The sequence below is a fragment of the Lentzea sp. HUAS12 genome (assembly GCF_024125735.1).
Lineage (GTDB): Bacteria > Actinomycetota > Actinomycetes > Mycobacteriales > Pseudonocardiaceae > Lentzea > Lentzea albida.
In genome coordinates, this window is sequence record NZ_CP099738.1 from 9,065,825 (window position 1) to 9,080,093 (window position 14,269).

A 14,269-nucleotide genomic window follows, 5' to 3' on the forward strand; every position below is an offset into this window, starting at 1 on the left:
TTAGACGACCAGGCTGAGCAGCGCCGCGACCACGAAACCGACCACGGAGAGGATGGTCTCGACGACCGTCCACGACTGCAGCGTCTCCTTCACCGACAGGCCGAAGTACCGCGACACGATCCAGAACCCGCCGTCGTTCACGTGCGAGGCGATGATCGAACCGGACGCGATGGCCATGACGACCAGGGCGAGCTGCGGCTGCGAGTAGTTCAGGTCCGCGAGCGTCGGTGCCACGATGCCCGCGGTCGTCACGATCGCGACCGTCGCCGAACCCTGCGCGATGCGGATGACGCAGCTGATCACGTACGCCAGCGCGATCACCGGCAGGCCGATGCCCGACAGCTCGTTCGCGAGCGTCTTGCCGATGCCCGTCGCGGCCAGCACGGCGCCGAAGAAGCCACCGGCACCGACCACGAGCAGGATCATCGCGACCGGCTTCAGGGACGCGCCGCTCAGCTCCGCGACCTTCTCGCGGGTCATGCCGCGGCGGAAACCCAGCAGCCAGAACGCGAGCAGCACCGAGATCGTCAGCGCCACCGCGGGCGTGCCGAAGAACGTCGCCACCGAGTACAGCCGCGATCCCTTGGTCAGCAGGATCGACCCGAACGTGCCCGCGAGGATCAGCACCAGCGGCAGGCCGATGATCGAGAGCACCAGGCCGAGCGACGGGGGTTCGCGGTCGCCGTGCTCCTCGCGCGCCGCCTCGGCCGCCGCCAGCATCTCCTCCGGCACCGGCACGTTGATGCGCTTGCCGATCCAGTAGGCGTACAGGATGCCGCCGACGAACCAGGACGGGATCGCCACCGCGAGGCCCATGATGATGATCCAGCCGAGCGAGACGCCGAGCAGACCGGCCGCCGCCACCGGTCCGGGGTGAGGCGGCATGAACGCGTGCATGACCGAAAGGCCCGCCAGCAAAGGCATGCTGAACAGCACGATCGACTTGCCCGACCGCTTGGCCGCCACGTAGACGAGCGGCGCGAGCACGAAGATGCCGATGTCGAAGAAGACCGGCACGCCGAAGATCAGACCGGCGAGACCGATCGCGACCGGCGCGCGCTTCTCGCCGAACGCGTTCATCAGCTTGTCCATCAGCACCTGCGCGCCGCCGGACGCCTCGAGGATCGCGCCGAGCAGCGTGCCGAGGCCGATGATCGCGGCGATGTGGCCGAGGATCGAGCCGAAGCCCTTCTCCAGCAACGAGTCCGAGGCCTTCTGCGCCGACCCGACCAGCGTCTCCACCGGCACGCCCGCCAAGAGGGCGACCAGCAGCGCGACGACGATCAGCGCGATGAACGGCTCGACCTTGAACTTGATGATCAGCAGGAGCAGCACCGCGATGCTGACCACCGCGAGGGTCAACAGACCCGGAGTTGAGTGTTGCAACCAGTCGATCACGGGCGGCTCCTGAGTGAATGGCCTGGCAATGAGCCGGTGGCGGTTCCGTCGTCGATCACCGTCACCCCGTTGCAGAACACGTACGGGATGCCGGCTGCCTGCTGCCGAGGCTGGTCGAAGGTCGCCGTGTCGGCGATCGTCGAGGGATCGAACAGCACCAGGTCGGCCGCGTAGCCCTCGCGGACCAGACCCCGGTCGGTGAGCCGCAAGCGCTTGGCGGCGCGGCCGGTGAGGTGCTCGACGCACTCCTCCAGGCTCAGCACGCCCAGCTCGCGGACGTAGCGCGCGAAGTAGCGGGGGAACGTCCCCCACGCGCGCGGATGAGGCCGGTCGCCGACCAGCAGCCCGTCGCTGCCGCCGGTGTGCGCCGGATGTTTCATGATCGCCTGCACGTTCTCCTCGTGGCCCACGTGCATGAGGCACGAGGTACCCAGGCGTTCGTCGACCAACACGTCGAAGTACAGCTCGGCCGGGTTGCGCCCGAGCCGTGCAGCGGACTGCAGGACGCTGGACCCGACGAGGTGCGCGTTGCGCTCGTTGCGGACCCCGTTGATCTCGATGGAGTCCCAGTCGACGGGCACGCCGTGGCAGCCGTCCGACCCGATCTCCTCGATCTCCTCGCGGATGCGCTCGCGGGTGTCCACATCGGACAACCTTGCCAGCGCGCTGTCCGGCCCGCCCTCCGTGGCCCACGACGGCAGCAGCGCGGACAGGTAGGTCGCGCCCGGCAGGTACGGGTAGGTGTCCAGCGAGATGTCGGCGCCTTGGGCCATCGCGTCGTCGAGGAGCGCGAGCAGTTCGGGCGCTTTGCCCTTGTTCACCGGGAAGTTCATCGTGGCGTGCGCGAGGTGCAACGGGCAGCCCGAGCGCTTCGAGACGTCCACCATCTCGGCGTACGCCTCCAGCGCTCCCGCGCCGTAGCTGCGGTGGTGCGGGCTGTAGAAACCGCCGTAGCTGCCGACGACCTCGCACAGCTGCACGAGTTCGGACGTGTCCGCGTACATGCCGGGCGTGTAGGTGAGCCCGGAGGACATGCCGAAGGCGCCCTCCACCAACGACTTCGCCAGCTTGTTCTTCATCGTGATCATCTCGGTGTCGGTCGCGGGCCGGTCCTCCCAGCCCACCGCCAGCATCCGGAGCGTCCCCTGCGGCACCAGGTAGGCGGCGTTGACCGCGATGCCCTGGTCGAGCCGGTCGAGGTACTGGCCGACCGAGCGCCAGTTCCAGTCGAAGCCCGGCGGGTCGTCGTTCCACCCGGCGAGCTGGCCGCGCAGCGTCGCGAGCACCTCGTCGTTCACGGGCGCGTAGGACAGCCCGTCCTGGCCGAGCACCTCGGTCGTGACGCCCTGCGAGACCTTCGCCAGGTGATCGGGCTCGGCGAGGATCCGCAGGTCCGAGTGCGAGTGCATGTCGATGAACCCCGGCGCGAGCACGAGCCCGTCCGCATCGATCGACCGCGTGGCGCTGATCCCGTTGCCGATGGACGAGATCCGGCCGTCCTTGATCCCCACGTCCGCCTGGTAGGCGGGCGCGCCCGTGCCGTCGGCGACCAGCGGTCCGCGCAGGACGACGTCCTCCATGGCGGCTCTCCCTCTAGAAGTAGGTGCGGATCAGGTCGACCACGGTCGTGCCGCGCACGACCGGGATGAGCTGCCACTTGTCGAACACCGTGCACGGGTGGGACAGGCCGAGCCCCACCCAGTCGCCCACCCGGACCGTGGACTCCGGTCCGAGGGACAGGAAGGCGTGCTGGTCGTTCAGCGCGGTGATCCTCGCTCCGGCCAGCGGGGCGATCGCGCCGTCGCCGCGGCGCACGAGCTGCGGTTCCGGCAGGCCCTCGTCGAACGACGCGTCGCGCTTGCCGATCGTCAGCAGCGCCAGGTCGCGCTGCGGCCGTGACGTCACCTGGGCCCACGCCCTGAGCGCTGGCTTGAACGGCTCCACGCCGTCGATCCGCGCGAACGGCGAGATCCCGCGGTAGAAGCCGTCGTCGTGCGTGATGTAAGCGCCGCTGCGCAGCACCGGTGTCACCGGGAACGGCCACGGCTGCGACAACGTGGCGGCCACCTGGTCGAAGTACGCGCTGCCGCCGGCCGTGACGATCACCGAGTCGATCTCGTCGAACAGCCCGGCGTCGGCCAGGCGCAGCACGAGCGTGCGCAGGTCGGTGAGGTATCCGTCCACAACGGACTGGGAGGCCTCGGACGCGTCGTGCGCCAGCGCGCCCTCGTAGCCGCCGGCGCCGACGAGCCGCAGCACGGGGCTCTGGTCGACCGCCCGCGCGACGGCCAGCGCCGTCTCCAGGTCACGGGCACCCGTCCGGCCGCCGGGAGCGCCGAGTTCGACGATCACGTCGACCGGGCGTGACGGTTGGATCTCCTGCAACGTCTCGCTCATCAGCGTGACGCCGGCCTCGGAGTCGGCCCAGCAGCTGAACTCGAAGCCGGGGTCGGCGTCCAGCTCGCGGACGAGCCAGCGCAACGCGGCCGGGTCGAGCAGCTGGTTCGCCAGCAGGATCCTGCTCACCCCGAACGCCCGGTAGACGCGCAGCTGGGAGGCGTTGGCCGCGGTCAGACCCCAGACGCCGTGCTCGACCTGCCGCTGGAAGAGCTGCGGCGCCATCGTCGTCTTGCCGTGCGGGGCCAGCTTCACGCCGTGGTTGTCGCACCACTGGGCCATCGTTGTCAGGTTGTGCGCCAGCGCGTCCTCGTCGAGCACGACGAGCGGCCCGACGAACTCGTCGGTGAACAGGTCGAGGCGCCGCTCGGCGACCTCGCCGAGGGTCGACCCGAACGTGCTCGACGGCAGGCCCTTGAAGCGCCAGCTGACCTGTTCCGACCTGATGTCCGCGACGGCCGCGAGGTCCATCTCCATCAGATGTTGCATATTTTGCAACTCCCATTGCGCGATGTGATGCTGAGTTGTGTAGCATTCGGTCTCGCCGCCGTCAACGAACACCTCTGGAGCGCGCATGCGGTTCGATCACGTCGGCGGTGTCGTGTGTCTCGGCGAGACCATGGTGATGATGGTTCCGGCTGAGCCCGGACCCGTGCATCTGGTGCGCACGTGGCATCGCGCCGTCGGGGGCGCCGAGTCCAACGTCGCCATGCACCTGACGCGCCTCGGCGTGCGGTCGTCCTGGGTCAGCGCCGTCGGCGACGACTCGTTCGGCATGGCGGTGCTCGACACCGTGGGCGGCTACGGCGTGGACGTTTCGCAGGTCCGGGTCGACCCGACCCGCCCGACCGGCCTCTACGTCAAGGAGGCCTCGCCGCACGGCAGCCCGGTGCGCTACTACCGGCGCGGCTCGGCGGCCTCGGGCATGGGGCTCGAGATGATCGACCGCCTCGGCCTCGGCGAGGTGAAGCTGGTGCACGTCAGCGGCATCACGCCCGCCCTGTCCGACTCGTGCCTCGCGATGATGCGCGAGCTGCTGCGCAGGCCGCGGCACGGGTTCCGGATCTCGTTCGACCTGAACTGGCGGCCCGCCCTGTGGGCAGGCCGCGACCCCCGCGTGCTGCGCGAGCTCGCGGACCTGGCGGACGTCGTCCTGGCCGGGTCCGACGAGGCCGAACTGGTGTGGGGCACCGGAGATCCCCAGCGGCTGCGGCAGCTGCTGCCCGGCCCGGTGTCGCTGGTGGTGAAGCAGGGCGCCGACGGGGCGACGCTGCTGGAAGACGGCGCGTCGTACTTCGAACCGGCGCTGAAGGTCGAGGTCGTGGAGCCGGTCGGCGCGGGTGACGCGTTCGCGGCGGGCTTCCTCGCGGCCACCCTGGCGGGGGAGGGCCCGTCGGTGCGGCTGCGCGCCGGGCACCTCCAGGCGGCGTCCGCTTTGCTCACCGCGGAGGACGTCGGAGATCCTTTGCCGGACGACGTGACGGATCCGCTGCTGCGCGCCGACCCGCGGACCTGGGCGTCCGCCCGCCTGGAGGTCTGAATGAGCCAGAGCCTCGACAGAGCGCTCACCCTGGTGAGCCAGCTCGCGACGGGACCGAAGACGCTGGACGAGCTGTCCGGTGTCATCGGCGTGCACAAGTCGACGACGTTGCGCCTGCTGCGCACCCTGGAGTCGCACCGGTTCGTCCAACGCGACGGCGTGCACCACTACCGCCTCGGCACCGCCCTCTTCGACCTCGCGAACCTCGCCCTGGAGGAACGCGACGTCCGCCGCGCGGCCGAACCGGCGTTGCGCGAGCTGAACTCCCGCCTCGGCCACACCGTCCACCTCGCGTCCTACGAGGACGGTGAGGTGATCTACATCGACAAGTACGAGTCGCGGCACCAGATGCGCATGTACTCGCGCATCGGCCGCCGCGCGCCGTTGCACTGCACGGCCGTGGCGAAGGTCCTGCTGGCCGACCTGTCCGCGTCCGCGCTGCAGAAGGTGCTGGCGGGCATGGAGTTCCCGAAGCTGACCGAGAACACCATCCTGGGCCCCGCCGCGTACCTCGCCGAGCTGGATCGCGTGCGCGCCAACGGTTACGCCGTCGACAACTCCGAGCACGAGGACTTCATCCACTGCATCGCCGCCCCGATCAGGGGTGCGCGCGGCGAGGTGCTCGCGGCCGTCTCGATGTCCGTGCCGAAGGTGCTGCTCGACTACGACGGCCTGCTCTCACACCTGCCAGACCTGCTCGCCACCGCCGAGGCCGCTTCGGTCGAATGCGGTTTTGTTCCAAGGTAAAGGGGAAATCCGTTGTCCAAGGTAGAGATCAAGACCGCTGACGCTCCGCAGCCGGTGGCGCGCTTCTCGCAGGGTGTGCGCAAGGGCAACATCCTGCAGGTCGCGGGCCAGGTCGCGTTCGACCCGAAGTCGGGTGAGATCGTCGGCACCACCGTCGCCGAGCAGACGCGCCAGACGTTCGCGAACCTGCACGCCGTTCTCGCCGCCGGTGGCGCGTCCATCGACGACGTCGTCATGATCCGCGTCTACCTCACCGACACCGCGCACTTCGCGGAGCTCAACGAGGTGTACGGCGAGTTCGTGACGGACCCGGCGCCCGCCCGCACCACCGTCTACGTCGGGCTGCCCGCCGGTCTGCTGGTGGAGATCGACGCGCTGGCCGTCGTCGACTGAGCTGTTCGTCGCAACGGCGGCCCCCGGTCTCAGCTGGACTCCGGGCCGCCGTTGCCGTTGTGACACGATCCGGGCATGAAGTGGTACGCGGACAGACCTGTCAGGTTCACGCGTCAGCTGATCGCCGACCTCCTCGCCGTCGGCTGGGTCGCGCTCTGGATCTGGGTGGCGACGACGGTCCACGACTGGGTGCTCGAACTGCGGGCGCCGGGGGACGGGCTGGTCAACGCGGGTGGCAGCATCCGCGACGCGTTCACCAACGCCGCCGGCAAGGCCCGGGGCGTTCCCTTCGTGGGCGAGGACCTCGCCGGGGCGCTCGGCAACGGCAGCAAGGCCGGCGAGACGCTCACCAACGCGGGCAACGCGCAGATCGGCGTCGTCGAGGAGTCCGCGTTCTGGCTCGCGGCCGCGCTGGTCGCCGTGCCGGTCCTGTTCCTGCTCGTCACCTGGCTGCCGCTGCGCCTGCGCTACGCCCGCAAGGCCGCGAACACCGCCCGCCTGCGCGACAAGCCCGACCTCCTCGCCCTCCGCGCGCTCACGTCGTTGTCGCCGCGGGAGCTCGGCCGGTTCGACGGCGACCCGGCGGTCGCCTGGCGCACGGGCGACACGGACGTGATCGACGAGCTCGCGCGACGCCAGCTCGCCTCCGTGGGGGTGCGGGCATGATCGCCCTCGCCGTGATCTCCGCCGTCGTCGCGATGTGCGCGGTGGCCGTGTCGCTGTGGCAGGCCCGCGAGGCCAAGCGCGCCCAGGACGCCGCCCGCGAGTCGGCCGAGGCGGCACTCAAGGCCCAGGAGGAGGCGGCCGCCGCGCGCAAGGCCGTCGAACAGGCCACGTCGGCCGCCCTGCAGGCCAGGACGGCGGCGGAGGAGAGCAAGAAGTCGGCCGGCAAGGCCGAGGAGGCCGTGGGCAGGGCTGCGCAGGAGGCCGCGGCGTCCCGGGCGCTGGCGGACGAGGCCCAGGCCATCGCCCACCAGGTGACGACGCAGGTCAACGAGGTGGTCGAGGCCCTCGCCTCCCAGCGCAGCCGCGTCGGCGAGCCGACGTTCGCGATCACGCCCGGCGCGCCCGACGAGTTCCGGCTGAGCTACTTCGGCGGACCGGCCGTCATCCAGCAGCTCACCTTGTCCGTGGTGCCGGGCAGCCGCGTGCTCGGGCTGTCGCAGTACGACGAGCCGCCGGCCGAGCACCTCGAGATCGGACCGCTGTACAACGGGTCCGCGATCACGTTCCGGGCGGCGACGGGGCAGCGGGCGAGCGCGGTGTTCCAGGTGAAGGCGGAGCCGTGGGAACCGGTCGTGGTGCGGGCCGAGTGACGACGGCTCACTCGCCGAACACGCGGTCCTCGCCGGCTCCACACCGCCGAGGACCGCGCGGACGTCAGTAGACGGGACCCGTGAACTTCTCGCCCGGCCCCTGCCCCGGCTCGTCCGGCACCGCCGACGCCTCGCGGAACGCGCGCTGCACGGACTGCAGGCCGTCCTTCAACGGCGCCGCGTGCGGGCCGAGGTACTCCGACGTCGCGGTGACCAGGCCGGCGAGGCCGGTGATCAGGCGGCGGGCCTCGTCGAGGTCGCGGCGCGGGGAGTTGTCGGGGTCCGGGTCGGCGAGGCCCAGGCGGTCCGCCGAGGCGGACAGCAGCATCACCGCGGCCCGGCTGATCACCTCGATGCTGGGTACGTCGCCCAGGTCGCGGACGTCTTCTTCAAGCGGATCGGTCACGCCCTACATTCAAGCAAGTGCCCTGGCAGGACCGACGTCACAGGCCGCGATTCGGGGGTTGACAAGAGCGTCTGCTAGTATTTCCGACGCGACCAGCTCTCGTTAGTGCGAGAGCGGCAAGTGGAGCCCCGCTCCCACCCGCGATCACCGCTTCTTGAGGTGGCCGGGTCCGGTCCTCCTGGCGGTCAGGGCGCACGGGCGTCCAGCGGTCAGGAGTGTGATCGGTCGGAAGCGGGCCCTGTCGTCGACATCGACGACGGGGCTCTTGTCTTTGGCGCAAACGAGTCTCAAAGGACGTGAATGACAAGTCCCTCGAACCGAGGTGCTCCCGCGAGCACCGAGCCGCGCATCAACGACCGAATCCGCGTGCCTGAGGTCCGTCTGGTCGGACCGAACGGCGAGCAGGTCGGGATCGTTCGCATCGAGGACGCACTCCGACTCGCGCAGGAAGCGGATCTGGACCTCGTCGAGGTCGCCGCGCAGGCTCGACCGCCGGTCTGCAAGCTCATGGACTACGGCAAGTTCAAGTACGAGACGGCGCAGAAGGCCCGCGAGTCTCGTCGGAACCAGCAGCTGACTGTGATCAAGGAGCAGAAGCTCCGGCCGAAGATCGACCCGCACGACTACCAGACGAAGAAGGGCCACGTGGCCCGCTTCCTCTCGCACGGGAACAAGGTCAAGGTGACCATCATGTTCCGCGGTCGCGAGCAGTCGCGCCCCGAACTCGGTTACCGGTTGCTGCAGAAGCTGGCGGAGGACGTCGCGGAGCTCGGCTTCGTGGAGTCCAACCCGAAGCAGGACGGCCGCAACATGATCATGGTGTTGGCGCCGCACAAGAACATCAAGGCGCGTCCGGTGAAGCAGGACGACGACGTCGCTGACGACGCCGGCGAAGCTGCCGAATAAGGACGCAGGTCCGCCCCCCGCCCCGGTGGGTAGCACAAGACGAGGACGGAAATGCCGAAGAACAAGACGCACAAGGGGACCTCGAAGCGAGTTCGGGTCACCGGCAGCGGGAAGATCGTCCGTGAGAAGACGGGCAAGCGCCACCGCCTGGAGGTCAAGTCCAGCCGGGAGACCCGCCGCATGGCCGGCACGACCGTCGTGTCGCCCGCCGACGCGCCGCGCTTGAAGAAGCTGCTCGGTCTCTGACCGTTCTACCCCTAGCAACTCGGGGCGGACCCCGACTCCGCCCCCATGAGATCGACAGGATGGACCCGTGGCACGCGTCAAGCGGGCTGTAAACGCCCAGAAGAAGCGTCGTACCACCCTTGAGCTGGCGAGCGGTTACCGCGGCCAGCGCTCGAGGCTGTACCGCAAGGCCAAGGAGCAGGTGCTCCACTCGCTCAACTACGCGTACCGCGACCGGCGTGCGCGCAAGGGCGACTTCCGCAAGCTGTGGATCCAGCGCATCAACGCTGCGTCCCGCGCGAACGGCATGACCTACAACCGCCTGATCCAGGGTCTGCGCCTGGGCGGCGTCGAGGTCGACCGCAAGATCCTCGCGGACCTCGCCGTCCACGACGCCACCGCCTTCACGGCGCTCGTCGAGATCGCCCGCAAGGCGCTCCCGGCCGACGTGAACGCTCCGGCCGGGGACAACGCCTGAGCCAGCACCCACGCGGGTACTACCGACCCGAGGCAGATCCGTTCACCGAACGGACGCCTCGGGTCGTTGCTGCTCGCCACCTGACTCGCCGCCAGGGCCGCGACAAGGCCGGTCGGTTCCTCGTCGAGGGCGCCCAGTCCGTGCGTGAAGCGCTCGCCTGGGACAAGGGCGAGGTGCACGAGCTCTTCGTCACGGCGACGGCCGCGGAACGCAACGCCGAACTGCTCCAGACCGCCGTGGACAAGGGCGTCCGGATCAGCGAGGTCACCGACAAGGCCGCCGACTCGCTGTCGGAGACCGTGACGCCCCAGGGCATCATCGCGGTCTGCGACGCCGTCCCGCAGCCCCTCGCCGCGGCGCTGCAGGGCACCCCGCGTCTCGTCGCGGTGCTGCACGGCATCTCCGACCCCGGCAACGCGGGCACCGTCACGCGCGTGGCCGACGCGGCCGGCGCGGACGCGGTGATCTTCGTCGGCGACACGGTCGACCCGCACAACGGCAAGTGCGTGCGCGCCTCCACCGGCTCGCTCTTCCACCTGCCGATCGCCCGGTCCCGCGACGCGGACGAGGTCTTCGCCGCGTGCCGCCAGGCGGGCCTGCGGCTCGTCGCCGCCGACGGCTACGCCGAGCACGACATCGTCGAGGCCTCGGCCAAGGGCGACCTCGCCCAGCCCACGGCGTGGGTCTTCGGCAGCGAGGCCCACGGCCTGCCCGACGACGTGATCGCGAAGCTGGACACGTCGCTGAAGGTGCCGCTCTACGGCGCCGCCGAGAGCCTGAACCTCGCGACGGCCGCGGCGGTGTGCCTCTACGCCTCCGCCAGGGACCAGCGGAATTGAGCTGACGGGTGCCGGGCGCGCCGTTAGTGTGCGCCCGTGCGCGAACCCGAGATCGAACTCCTCTGCTCCCAGCTCGCCTCCTACTACGTCTTCCCGGACACGGCCGGCGAGATCGCGAAGGTCCTGCGGACCCGCCTCGACGAAGGCGCCTACTCCGATGTGGACGACGACGAGGAGTTCGCGGCCAAGGTGACCGCGGACCTGCAGTCGGTCAACGGCGACAAGCACCTGCGGCTGCTCTACAGCGCCGAGGAGGTGCCGGAGACGGGCCAGGAGACGGCGTGGGACCCGGTGGCGTACAAGAAGGAAGCCGAGCTCGACGCGTTCGGCATCCACCGCGTCGAGCGGCTCGAGGGCAACATCGGCCTGCTCGACCTCCGCCTGCTGCATGACGCCGAGATCGCAACCCCGGCCTACGTCGCCGCGATGAACCTGCTCGCGCACACCGACGCGCTGATCATCGACCTGCGCCGCAACGGTGGCGGTGACCCGAACACGGTCGCCTTGATCTGCAGCTACCTGTTCGACGAGCAGGTGCACCTCAACGACATCTACAACCGCCCGGACGACTCCACCCAGCAGTACTGGACGCTCCCGCACGTGCCGGGCCCGAAGTTCGGCGGCAAGAAGCCCGTCTACGTCCTCACGAGCAGCCGCACGTTCTCCGGAGCCGAGGAACTGAGCTACAACCTCCAGCAGAACGAGCGCGCCACCCTGATCGGCGAGACCACGAAGGGCGGCGCCCACCCCGGTGAGCGCTACCGCGTCGGCCCGCACCTCAAGTCGTCGATCCCGAACGGCCGCGCGATCAACCCGATCTCGGGCACCAACTGGGAGGGCGTCGGCGTCGTCCCGCACATCCAGGTGCCCGCCGACGAGGCCTTCGCGGTCGCCTACGAGGAGGCGACCGCGAAGACCAGCTAGTCGAGGCGGGCGGTCAGCTCGCGCACCAGCGGGTCCGTGCCGGACGGCTTGTTCTGCCGCCGCAACGCCTCCGACAGCATCGACAGCACGTTGCCGACCTGGTGGTCGTCGGGCAGCAACGACGCCGCCCGGCGCGCCTCGGCCTCCGCGCCCTCGGCGTCGCCCGCGTTGAGGAGCATGTTCGCCGCCTTCAGCACGACGAACACGCGCCAGCCCTCGTCGCCCAGCGACACCACGAGCGCCTCGGCGTCGCGGTACTCCTTCATCGCCAGCGCGAACTCGCCGACCTGGCCGTGCACCCACGCGCGGATCGCGGCGATCTCGGCCTGCCGCCGCGTGACCTCGGTCGGGTCGTCGAGCTTCGGCAGCAACGCCTCGGCGTCGTCCACGGCCGCGCGCGTCTCCGTCACCTCGTCGTCGGGCAGGTTCGACGCCAGTTCGACCAGCGAGCCGATGGCCTCCGAGAGGTTGCCCTCCTGCTGCCACAGCGCGGCACCGGCCCGCCACGACGCGATGGCCTCGTCGTGCTTGTCCAGCCTGCCCTGCACCGAGGCGAGCGCGTCGAGCAGGAACGCCCGGCGGCCCGTCTCCTCGGGCGGCAGCAGGCCGACCGCCTCGCGCAGGTACCGCTCGGCCGCCGGGAACTCGCCCAGCTTGCGGCACACCTGCCCGAGCCGGAACACGACCTGCAGCCGCAGGTCCTCCTGGCCGTCCTGCAGCAGCCGCAACGACTCCTCGAGCACCTCGGCGGCCTCGACGAACCGGTCCGTCTGCACGTAGCCGCCGCTCAGCGCGAAGCAGAAGTGCGCGGTGTGGCCGGGGGAGAGGTGCACGCGCGAGATCGCCACGGCGTCGCGCAGGTCGCCCAGGCAGGCGCCCTCCTGGTCGAGCTCCTGGATCGCCGCGACCTGGAACCAGCGCGCCTCCGCGGACTCCGGCAGCGGGAACGCCGCCACGAACGCGCGGGCCGTCGCCACCGCCTCGGGCACCTTCTGCAGCACGGTCTCCAGCCGCAGCTGCAGCCGGTAGCCCTCGAACCGGGCGTTCGGCCGCAGCTCGCCCGCCATGGCGGTGAGGACGTCCGCGTACGCGCCTTCCAGATCCTGCTGGCGCGCCTTGTGCTCCGCAGTGTCGACGGCGACGCGGCCGCGCAGCTCCGGAACGTCCAAAGAGGACGCCAGCGCGAGCATCTCGTCGGCCCGCTCGTGCGCGTGCTCGTTGTCGAGCAGTTCGGCCAGCGACAGCGCCGCGACCGTCCGCGTGTAGTCCGACGTCGCCTCGGCGAGGCACTTCTCCGCGAGCTCACGGCCGCCTTCGAGCCCCATCGCGAGCCGCGCCTGGTAGCGCAGCGCCAGGTCGGCGGGCAGTGCCGTCAGCAGCTGGTCGAACGCCTCGTGGTCGAACGGGACCAGGCCGGTCGTCATCCGCCGGATGCCCGCGTGCGCCGCGAGGTCCGGCGGCAGCAACGAGTCCATGTCCGCGGGCAGCGAGTCGAGCATCCGCCGCGCCTTCACGAAGTCGCCCTGGTCGTACAGCGCCACCATCGACTCGGCGATCTCCACCGGGTCGCCGGACACGACCGACTCCTCGGCGGACGCGGCCACCGGGGCGGCGGGCACCGCGAGCTCGACGGCCGGGTAGTCGGCCTGCTCCAGCGACCTGGTGATCCGCTCGACCCAGGCGGGCGTGCCGTTGCGCTCGTCGAACTGCCGTGCGAGCTGCAGCGCCCGCTTCGACAGCCGGTCGAGCAGCTCGGCGGCCGTGCGCGTGCCGACGGCGGGCACCTCGAACACGGTGTCGGCCGGAAGTCGTTGCAGCAGAACGGAAGCGCATTCGGCGAACGACATCTCGTCGGCCGGCAGCTGCACGCCCGTCACTTTGTGCAGCGACCGGCGCAGGATGTCCTCGCCGCGGGAGAGGTTGCCCGTCAGGGCGCAGAACCGGATGTGCTCGTGCACGTACGACGTGATGTCGTCGTCCTTGATCAACCGGTACGCCGTGGTGTGCGCGTGCGCGGCCTTCTCCAGCTCGCCGATCTCCAGCAACGGCCACAGCAGCGCCGACAGGATGCCCTGCGGCTGCGTGGCGCAGCCGGAGTCGCCCGACAGGCCCTCCCAGCCGTGTGCGGCGGCCTCCTGGTGGCGGCCGAGGCGCGCGAGCATCCAGACCTGCTCCTCGACCACGCACGCCTCGCAGTCCGCCATCGGCCCGCGTTCCGTCGCGAGGTAACGGCCGAGGTGCTCGGCGAGGCCCGTCATGTCCCCGACGTGGTAGGCGTACTCGGCCCGCGCGCCGTGCACCGGCTGCACCGAGAAGCCGAGCTGCGCGTAGCGGTCCGCGAGCTGCCCGATCACGGCCCGCAGCTGCTCCAGCGAGAACTTCGGGTCGCGGCGAAGGCCCGTCGCGATCCACTTGTGCGCCCAGTTGAGCGAGTGGACCTCGTACTCGTTGAACGCCTCCGGGTCCTTCTGCTCCGCGGCCCGCACCCACGCGAACGGCGCGAGCATCAGGTCGTAGCGCGACAGGTAGTACGCCGAGTCGATCAGCGCGGTCCGGCACGAGACGCCGAGCGGCAGGTGCCCGAGCGCGTCGGACATGCGCGCGGCCCGTTCCAGCGCCTCGTGCTTCGGCATGCCCGTCGGCATGTTGTACGCGTCGAGGAACGCCCTCTCGGCGTCTTCGGCGGTGAAGTCGGCCATG

15 protein-coding genes are annotated in these 14,269 nt (G+C 70.5%); 10 read left to right on the forward strand and 5 right to left on the reverse strand.

The annotated features are described in order from the left end of the window. From ND450_RS42670 to ND450_RS42680, 3 genes are read right to left on the reverse strand one after another with little or no spacing between them, the layout of a single operon-like run. Positions 1 to 1,398: a GntP family permease gene (locus ND450_RS42670; protein ID WP_253323644.1), complete on the reverse strand. Its 1,398-nt coding sequence runs from the start codon at positions 1,396 to 1,398 to the stop codon at positions 1 to 3. Continuing rightward, positions 1,395 to 2,978, reverse strand: coding sequence for an amidohydrolase family protein (locus ND450_RS42675; protein ID WP_253323645.1), 1,584 nt, complete (start codon positions 2,976 to 2,978; stop codon positions 1,395 to 1,397). The genes ND450_RS42670 and ND450_RS42675 overlap by 4 nt, the downstream gene beginning before the upstream one ends. 13 nt (positions 2,979 to 2,991) lie before the next feature. Then, positions 2,992 to 4,284: an amino acid deaminase gene (locus tag ND450_RS42680; RefSeq protein ID WP_253323646.1), complete on the reverse strand. Its 1,293-nt coding sequence runs from the start codon at positions 4,282 to 4,284 to the stop codon at positions 2,992 to 2,994. Positions 4,285 to 4,369: 85 nt separating this feature from the next. On the opposite strand from ND450_RS42680, the gene ND450_RS42685 reads away from it, so the two are divergent. From ND450_RS42685 to ND450_RS42705, 5 genes are all read left to right on the forward strand, one after another. After that, positions 4,370 to 5,335 (forward strand): sugar kinase, encoded by a 966-nt coding sequence (locus tag ND450_RS42685; protein ID WP_253323647.1) that lies wholly within the window; start codon positions 4,370 to 4,372, stop codon positions 5,333 to 5,335. After that, positions 5,336 to 6,082: an IclR family transcriptional regulator gene (locus ND450_RS42690; RefSeq protein ID WP_253323648.1), complete on the forward strand. Its 747-nt coding sequence runs from the start codon at positions 5,336 to 5,338 to the stop codon at positions 6,080 to 6,082. It begins immediately after the preceding gene. Positions 6,083 to 6,094: 12 nt separating this feature from the next. Further along, on the forward strand, positions 6,095 to 6,475 hold the full coding sequence (locus ND450_RS42695; protein WP_030481733.1) for a RidA family protein: 381 nt from the start codon (positions 6,095 to 6,097) through the stop codon (positions 6,473 to 6,475). A gap of 75 nt (positions 6,476 to 6,550) precedes the next feature. Continuing rightward, a complete protein-coding gene (locus ND450_RS42700) occupies positions 6,551 to 7,141 on the forward strand; it encodes a hypothetical protein (RefSeq protein WP_089923754.1) in 591 nt (196 codons plus the stop codon). Beyond that, positions 7,138 to 7,791, forward strand: coding sequence for a hypothetical protein (locus tag ND450_RS42705; protein WP_253323649.1), 654 nt, complete (start codon positions 7,138 to 7,140; stop codon positions 7,789 to 7,791). The genes ND450_RS42700 and ND450_RS42705 overlap by 4 nt, the downstream gene beginning before the upstream one ends. 64 nt (positions 7,792 to 7,855) lie before the next feature. Here ND450_RS42705 and ND450_RS42710 read toward each other — a convergent pair whose 3' ends face one another. Continuing rightward, positions 7,856 to 8,197, reverse strand: a complete 342-nt coding sequence (locus tag ND450_RS42710) for a DUF1844 domain-containing protein (protein WP_253323650.1) — start codon at positions 8,195 to 8,197, stop codon at positions 7,856 to 7,858. Between the two features lie 300 nt (positions 8,198 to 8,497). On the opposite strand from ND450_RS42710, the gene infC reads away from it, so the two are divergent. The 5 genes from infC to ND450_RS42735 all read left to right on the forward strand — a co-directional run bounded on the left by infC (position 8,498) and on the right by ND450_RS42735 (position 11,569). Continuing rightward, the gene (gene infC, locus ND450_RS42715) at positions 8,498 to 9,103 is read left to right on the forward strand and encodes a translation initiation factor IF-3 (RefSeq protein WP_089923767.1); all 606 of its coding nucleotides are present in this window, start codon (positions 8,498 to 8,500) and stop codon (positions 9,101 to 9,103) included. Between the two features lie 51 nt (positions 9,104 to 9,154). Further along, positions 9,155 to 9,349: a 50S ribosomal protein L35 gene (gene rpmI / locus ND450_RS42720; protein ID WP_030474133.1), complete on the forward strand. Its 195-nt coding sequence runs from the start codon at positions 9,155 to 9,157 to the stop codon at positions 9,347 to 9,349. A 67-nt stretch (positions 9,350 to 9,416) separates the two neighbouring features. After that, entirely contained in the window at positions 9,417 to 9,806 is a 390-nt protein-coding gene (rplT, locus tag ND450_RS42725; protein WP_089923891.1) for a 50S ribosomal protein L20, read from the forward strand. After that, positions 9,803 to 10,645: an RNA methyltransferase gene (locus ND450_RS42730; protein ID WP_253328145.1), complete on the forward strand. Its 843-nt coding sequence runs from the start codon at positions 9,803 to 9,805 to the stop codon at positions 10,643 to 10,645. The genes rplT and ND450_RS42730 overlap by 4 nt, the downstream gene beginning before the upstream one ends. Before the next feature lie 36 nt (positions 10,646 to 10,681). After that, positions 10,682 to 11,569, forward strand: a complete 888-nt coding sequence (locus ND450_RS42735; protein WP_253323651.1) for a S41 family peptidase — start codon at positions 10,682 to 10,684, stop codon at positions 11,567 to 11,569. Here the strand turns inward: ND450_RS42735 and ND450_RS42740 are convergent. Continuing rightward, positions 11,566 to 14,268, reverse strand: coding sequence for a hypothetical protein (locus ND450_RS42740; RefSeq protein ID WP_253323652.1), 2,703 nt, complete (start codon positions 14,266 to 14,268; stop codon positions 11,566 to 11,568). The two genes, ND450_RS42735 and ND450_RS42740, sit on opposite strands and share 4 nt — an antisense overlap. Position 14,269: the final 1 nt, after the last annotated feature.